The organism is uncultured Limnohabitans sp. (assembly GCF_937889215.1).
GTDB lineage: Bacteria > Pseudomonadota > Gammaproteobacteria > Burkholderiales > Burkholderiaceae_C > Limnohabitans_A.
The window spans coordinates 1-3,487 of the sequence record NZ_CALBEX010000573.1 but is presented as its reverse complement, the minus strand read 5'-3'; the positions used below and the strand labels follow the sequence as shown (position 1 = coordinate 3,487).

Below are 3,487 nucleotides of genomic sequence, written 5' to 3'. Positions count from 1 at the left end.
TGGTGGTCCGCCAACGCTGCGGCCCAAAGCAACCACCCCCTGCTGGAGCGGACACTGAACCGCGCTGTGGCCAAAGGCTTTGTGCCGTCCGCCCAGTTGCCCGCCGTGCGCGACAGAGTGATGGCGCTGGCCGATCGCTACAACTTTCAGCCCGATGACTTTGCCCGGCTGACTTTGATGGAGAGCGGCGGCATGAACCCGCAGGCCACGAACGGGAGTTGCCACGGGATCATCCAGTTTTGCGATGGCGAAAACCGCGGGGCCGCTTCGGTGGGCCTGAAGGACAACCCCCGCTCGATTTTGGGCATGGGTTTGTTACAGCAACTGGATTTGGTGGATCGGTATTTTTCTCAGGCGGGTTTGCGCGTGAACGGCCCGCCCGTGGGTTTGGACGATTTGTACCTGACGGTGCTGACCCCGGCCGCCAAAAAAGAAACACGTCCAGACGCCCCGCTGCCGATTGCTGGGCCGCAGGCGCGCTACCTGCATGTGGGGCAAGACACGCGTGGCCCCATCACCCGCAATTCGATTTTGGCCGGCCTGAACCGCTTGACCGACGCCCTGTTGCCGCCCCTCCCCGCCCCGGCCAATGCGGTCATGGGCAGCGCCAGCAAAAACCAAATCACCCGCCTGTACGACGATGTGGCACAGGCAGCGCCCACCACGCTGCGCTGAGTGACGGCAAAGCTTTGCCGCTGCCAGCGGCCACTGACGGCAAATTGCCGCTGACACCGGCAAGCCACACCGGGGCTAATTCCAAAGGACACAAAAGCAGTTGGCACAGCTCTTGCAGGTATCGACACCAAGCCGCTCTACTTGAGCATCTCTCGTCAAAAGTTTGACGGACCGTGAACATCGAACCCGCGTCACCAGCCAAGGAGTCCAGATGAATTTGTTAAACCAGGCACTCGGCGTGCATGAACAGGCCTTGCAAGTCAAAAGCCGTCGCCTAGAGGTGTTGGCGCAAAACATTGCCAACGCGGATACCCCGCACTACAAAGCGCGTGACATCGACTTCAAAGCGGTGATGAGCGAAGCACAGCAACAAGAAACCAGCATGACAGCCACCAGCAGTGGGCACTTTGGCATGGGCCAAGGCTTGGATGCCGATGGCATGCGGTTTCGCACCCCTTTCAACACCGCGTTTGACGGCAACACCGTGGAAATGAGTGTGGAACAAGCCCAGTACGGTAAAGCCGCCGCCGACTACCAGGCCACGCTGAATTTTCTGGAAAGCCGCGTGAGCGGCATTCGCAAAGCTTTGCGAGGAGACTGATCATGAGCATGGACAATATTTTTGGCATTGCGGGCACGGCGCTGAACGCGCAACTGACCCGCATGAACGCCACCGCCTCCAACTTGGCCAACGCCGGCACGGTGTCGACCAACGAGGCCGATGCTTTTCGTGCCAAGCGCCCAGTGTTCAAAGCGCTGATCGACGAGCAAATGACGAACAACGGCGCGCCTTATGTGGGCGGCGTCAAGGTCGACCGCATGGCCGATGATTCCGCCCCGCCTCGCCGCGTGTCGGACCCACGCAACCCCTTGGCCGACAAGGATGGCTACGTCTACCAATCGAACGTGAGCGAAGTCACCGAGATGGTCGAGATGATGGCCTCCGCTCGTTCTTACCAAAACAACGTCGAAGTGATCAACACGGCGCGTCAACTCATGATGCGCACGCTGGACATCTCCAAGGCCTGACCTGAAAGCACCCCATGGCTACTGACACCATCGCCTCATCGAGTTTGCTCCAAAACGTCTCGCGCTATGAAGACGTCAAGGACCAAGCCAAGAAAACCAAGGAAGACATGGGCAAGCAGGAATTCCTGACTTTGTTCACTGCGCAGTTGCAAAACCAAAACCCGCTGGAGCCCGTGAAAAACGAGGCCTTCGTGGCCCAGTTGGCGCAGTTCTCACAGCTCGAAGCGCTGACCAACATGCAGGGTTCTTTGGACACGTTTGTCACCTCCATGTCGGGCGAGCGCATGCTCAACAGCGCTTCCTTGATTGGCAAAAAAGTGGCCATCACAGACTCGCCAACCCAACTCACCTCGGGTGCCAGCATGGACGCCAGCATCAACTTGCCCATGGGTGCCAGTGGTGTGCAGATCAGCGTGTTCGACAGCCAAGGCCGCTTGGTGCAAGAGCTGACGGCCGGCCCGCAAATGCCTGGCACCACCCCCTTTGCTTGGGACGGCAAAGACGCCGCAGAAAACCCCGTGCCATCGGGCCTGTACCGCTTGACGGCCACAGCCGTGGTCAACGGCCAGACCACCACGGTGCCGGTCAGCACTTTGTCCACCGTGCGCGCCATTGCCACCAACCCCGCTGACGGCAGCGTGAGTGTGGAAGTCGACGGCGGCAAAACCATGCTGCTCACCGATGTGAAGCGCGTGGGCTTGTAAAGCCCACAACCTGTCACGCAAGATTTTTCATGTCATTTAGGAACCCACCAACATGTCGTTCTATACCTCGCTCACCGGACTGAACTCGGCCACCGCCCAATTGGCCGTGACCTCCAACAACATTGCCAACGTGGGCACCTCGGGCTTCAAGCGCTCGCGGGCTGACTTTGGTGACATCTTCTCCACGTCGCCGCTGCAAAAGTCGTCGAGCAACATTGGCCAGGGCGTCTCGCTCAAGCAAGTGAGCCAGGAATTCAGCCAGGGCAACATCTCGACTTCGGGCAACTCGCTCGATTTGGCCATCACGGGTGACGGTTTCTTCCCGCTCAAATCAGCCGATGGTCTGCAAGAGGTTTACACGCGCAATGGCTCATTCACATTGAATGACCAGAACAACGTGGTCAATGCCACAGGCCAGCGGTTGATGGCGGCTTCTGTGGACTCGTCCGGCAAGGCCGATTTGACCAACTTGAACGCCTTGACCATTCCACCCAAGACCTCGGGCGAAGCGGTAGAAACCACACAAATTCAGCTGGGTCTGAACCTGCCCGCTGACTCGGCTGTGATCACGGCCGACTTTGACCGCACCAACGCCAGCACTTACAACAAAAGCACCGCACTGACGGTGTACGACAGCGGGGGTAACGGTTACTTGGCCACGGTGTATTACGTCAAGACCCAAAACGCCAGTCAGGACAGTCCCTTCTCCAAATGGCAAACTTACTTTTTTGTAGGTGACAGCCAAGTCAAGCCGGCCCTCCAACAGGCCACTGACACCGTCAGCAGCACCTTGTTTGTGAACAAATATGGCGACGTTTTGCCCAAAAACGACCCGCGCGTCATCCCCAGCTCGGGCACCACCGAGATGTACACCCTTGATCAGTTGACCGACATCCGTGCCTCCTCACCGGCCACGGCCAAGGGCAACGCTTTGACCACTGCCAACTACAACACGGGTGCATTGGTTGGCGTCACCGCTGGCGGCTCCTTGAACTTTTCGATCAAGGTTGATGGTGCAGCGGCCCCAACCCCAATCACTTACACACTTGTGGCCGGAGACTCCGATCCTGAAGTACTGG

General features: G+C 58.8%; 5 protein-coding genes. All 5 read left to right on the top strand.

Annotation, left to right across the window (positions count from 1 at the left end):
- Positions 1-675: hypothetical protein (locus Q0341_RS14370; RefSeq protein WP_299514695.1), on the top strand; the 675-nt coding region annotated here is incomplete at its 5' end.
- A gap of 211 nt (positions 676-886) precedes the next feature.
- On the top strand, positions 887-1,276 hold the full coding sequence (gene flgB / locus Q0341_RS14365; protein ID WP_299514694.1) for a flagellar basal body rod protein FlgB: 390 nt from the start codon (positions 887-889) through the stop codon (positions 1,274-1,276).
- A gap of 2 nt (positions 1,277-1,278) precedes the next feature.
- Positions 1,279-1,704: a flagellar basal body rod protein FlgC gene (gene flgC / locus Q0341_RS14360; RefSeq protein ID WP_299514692.1), complete on the top strand. Its 426-nt coding sequence runs from the start codon at positions 1,279-1,281 to the stop codon at positions 1,702-1,704.
- Positions 1,705-1,718: 14 nt separating this feature from the next.
- On the top strand, positions 1,719-2,408 hold the full coding sequence (locus tag Q0341_RS14355) for a flagellar hook capping FlgD N-terminal domain-containing protein (RefSeq protein WP_299514690.1): 690 nt from the start codon (positions 1,719-1,721) through the stop codon (positions 2,406-2,408).
- 52 nt (positions 2,409-2,460) lie between these two features.
- The coding region (locus tag Q0341_RS14350) for a flagellar hook-basal body complex protein (RefSeq protein WP_299514688.1) at positions 2,461-3,487 on the top strand (1,027 nt) is incomplete at its 3' end.

Bases quoted from the DNA above. Each gene is read 5' to 3' on its own strand.
- flgB (WP_299514694.1), top strand. From the start codon at position 887: ATGAATTTGTTAAACCAGGCACTCGGCGTGCATGAACAGGCCTTGCAA.
- flgC (WP_299514692.1), top strand. From the start codon at position 1,279: ATGAGCATGGACAATATTTTTGGCATTGCGGGCACGGCGCTGAACGCG.
- Q0341_RS14355 (WP_299514690.1), top strand. From the start codon at position 1,719: ATGGCTACTGACACCATCGCCTCATCGAGTTTGCTCCAAAACGTCTCG.